2 protein-coding genes are annotated in these 2702 nt (G+C 72.3%); both read left to right on the top strand.

What is annotated here, in order from left to right; translation table 11 throughout:
* Positions 1-2333, top strand: a 2333-nt coding sequence (locus CCN33_RS16710) for an Rne/Rng family ribonuclease (RefSeq protein WP_140394569.1), incomplete at its 5' end; no start/stop codon positions are given.
* A gap of 115 nt (positions 2334-2448) precedes the next feature.
* Positions 2449-2702 (top strand): sugar phosphate nucleotidyltransferase (locus CCN33_RS16705; RefSeq protein WP_167387876.1); only part of this gene is annotated, 254 nt, incomplete at its 3' end.

The raw sequence follows: 2702 nt of genomic DNA, 5'->3' as shown, positions 1-2702 counted from the left end.
GCGAGGGCCGCGAGCAGGGCCGCCGCCGCGTGCCGATCATCACCGAGGCCGAGTTCCTGGCCCGCCGCGAGGCCGTCGAGCGTGTGATGGTCGTGCGCCAGCACGGCGAGCGCACCCAGATCGGCGTCCTGGAGGACGGCGTGCTCGTCGAGCACTACGTCAACAAGGAGCAGGCCACCTCGTACGTCGGCAACGTCTACCTGGGCAAGGTCCAGAACGTGCTGCCGTCCATGGAGGCCGCCTTCATCGACATCGGCAAGGGCCGCAACGCCGTCCTGTACGCCGGTGAGGTCAACTTCGAGGCGCTCGGCATGGCCAACGGGCCGCGCCGCATCGAGTCCGCCCTCAAGTCCGGCCAGCCGGTCCTGGTCCAGGTGACCAAGGACCCGATCGGCCACAAGGGCGCCCGCCTCACCAGCCAGGTCTCCCTGCCGGGCCGTTACCTCGTGTACGTCCCCGAGGGCTCGATGACCGGCATCAGCCGCAAGCTGCCCGACACCGAGCGGGCCCGGCTGAAGACCATCCTCAAGAAGATCGTCCCCGAGGACGCGGGCGTCATCGTGCGCACCGCCGCCGAGGGCGCGAGCGAGGACGAGCTGCGCCGTGACGTCGAGCGGCTCCAGGCGCAGTGGGAGGAGATCAAGAAGAAGGCGAAGACGGGCAACGCCCCGGCGCTGCTGTACGGCGAGCCGGACATGACCGTCCGCGTCGTCCGCGACATCTTCAACGAGGACTTCTCCAAGGTCATCGTCAGCGGTGACGAGGCGTGGTCGACGATCCACGGCTACGTGTCCCACGTCGCCCCCGACCTCACCGACCGGCTCCAGAAGTGGACCGGCGAGGTCGACGTCTTCGCCACGTACCGGATCGACGAGCAGCTCGCCAAGGCGCTGGACCGCAAGGTCTGGCTGCCCAGCGGCGGTTCGCTGGTGATCGACCGGACCGAGGCGATGGTCGTGGTCGACGTCAACACCGGCAAGTTCACCGGCCAGGGCGGCAACCTGGAGGAGACGGTCACCAGGAACAACCTGGAGGCGGCCGAGGAGATCGTGCGTCAGCTCCGGCTGCGCGACCTCGGCGGCATCATCGTGATCGACTTCATCGACATGGTGCTGGAGTCCAACCGGGACCTGGTGCTGCGCCGCCTGCTGGAGTGCCTGGGCCGGGACCGGACCAAGCACCAGGTGGCCGAGGTGACCTCGCTGGGCCTGGTGCAGATGACCCGCAAGCGGGTCGGCCAGGGCCTGCTGGAGTCCTTCTCCGAGACCTGCGTCCACTGCAACGGCCGCGGTGTCATCGTGCACATGGAGCAGCCCACCTCCGTCGGTGGCGGCGGTGGCGGCAAGCGCAAGAAGCGCGGCCGCGGCGACGGTCAGGTGCACGAGCACGAGCACGAGACCGCCGCGCCGGTGGAGACCGAGACGGTCGCCGAGGTGGCCGCCGAGGCCGCCGAACCGCTCGCGCTGCCCGCGCCGGACTTCACCCCGGACGAGGAGCTGTACAGCTCCGTCGCCGAGGCGGAGGCCGCCGCCGGACGAGGGCGTTCGCGCCGCAAGGCCGGCCGTAGGGCCTCGGCCCCGGCCGGTGCGCCGAAGGAGGGCAGCCGCCGCTCCGCCGAGCGGGCCGAACGGTTCGAGCGGGCCGCCGAGGAGGCGCCGACCGCCGCGTCGGTCACCGCCGAGGAGGCCGCCGCCACCTCCGTGCTGCCGGAGCCCGCCGCCGAGGCGCACGCCGAGCCGATGGCCGCCGAGGACCCGGTGGTCGCGCCGGAGCCCGCCGCCGACGAGGCCGCGCCCAAGGGCCGTGCCCGTCGCCGGGTCACCCGCAAGGTGTCCGCGCCCGCCGGTTCGCCGGCCGGGGCCGAGGCCGCCGTGGTGACCGTCGCCGAGCCCGCGCCGGTGGCCGAGCCGGAGCCGCAGCAGCAGCCGGAGGCCGCCCCGGCGGCCGAGGAGAGCGCCGCTCCGGCCCGTCCGCGCCGCCGCGCGGTCCGCAAGGCCACCGCGCCGACCGCGTCGGAGGAGACGGCCGTCGTGGTCGTCCCGTCGGCCGCGCCGGAGCCGGCCGCCGAGGAGCCCGCCGCCGAGGCGGAGCCCGAGGAGGCCGTGCCCGCCAAGAAGACCGCCCGCAAGGCGGCCAAGAAGGCCCCGGCGAAGAAGACGGCCGCGAAGAAGACCACGGCCGCCAAGAAGACGACGGCCGCGAAGAAGACCGCCGCCAAGACGACGACGGCGAAGAAGACGACGGCCAAGAAGGCGGCCAAGACCGCCAAGACGGCCGCCAAGTCGACGGCGAAGAAGACCGCCAAGGTCCCCGCGCCGGACGGCGAGAGCTGAACCTGACACCCCTTGTGTGGTCCTGTCGTTCGCGACAGGGCCACACGGCTTTACCCCCCCACCCCGCGAACCGGGGAAGTCACCCCGTGCACGGGGAAGTTAAGGAGAACCCGCGATGATAGGTCTCGTGCTGGCGGCCGGCGCCGGACGGCGTCTGCGCCCCTACACCGACACGCTGCCGAAGGCTCTGGTGCCGGTGGGCCCGGAGGGCGACGAGGAGTCGCTGACGGTGCTGGACCTGACGCTGGGGAACTTCGCTGAGGTCGGCCTGACCGAGGTCGGTGTCATCGTCGGCTACCGCAAGGAGGCCGTCTACGAGCGCAAGGCCGCGCTGGAGGCGAAGTACGGTCTGAAGATCACGCTGATCGA

This window comes from Streptomyces recifensis (genome assembly GCF_002154615.1).
Classification (GTDB): Bacteria; Actinomycetota; Actinomycetes; order Streptomycetales; family Streptomycetaceae; genus Streptomyces; species Streptomyces griseoluteus.
Note: the sequence above shows the minus strand (reverse complement) of the source record. Positions and strands in the feature narration are given on the sequence as shown.